Source organism: Klebsiella sp. C349492, from assembly GCF_042055345.1.
Lineage (GTDB): Bacteria > Pseudomonadota > Gammaproteobacteria > Enterobacterales > Enterobacteriaceae > Klebsiella > Klebsiella scottii.
Genome location: NZ_JANQCE010000036.1, coordinates 1 through 360 on the forward strand (window position 1 = coordinate 1; position 360 = coordinate 360).

Sequence of the window (360 nt, forward strand, 5' to 3'; positions counted from 1 at the left end):
CCATGCTGGCACCTGGCCACCTTAAGGCCAAAAAGCCGGAGCAGATTAAATGGTTGCCGATGTTTCTGGCTCACTGGCGCAGCCTGAATGGGCCATCGTTGCGGGAAGCCTACGCGAGTTTCTGCCAGGAATGGCAACTGACATACAGCGATCAGCCTGCTATCGCCGACGCTTGCCCGTCTTACGATGCCGTTCGGCGGGCTATGGTGAAATTGCCGCGCCGGGAGCGTGCCAACGGGCGCGTCAGTGGCTCCGCCAAGCTGGCCTATGAAACTTACGTCACGCGCGACTGGTCGCAAATGCCGGTAAATGGCGTATGGATCGCCGATGGTAAGTCTTTGGATATGAAAGTCGCCCACC

1 pseudogene is annotated in these 360 nt (G+C 58.6%); it reads left to right on the top strand.

From position 1 onward, the window contains the following. Nucleotides 1–360 (top strand): annotated as a pseudogene (locus NWP14_RS27860) (transposase); the annotation flags it as partial.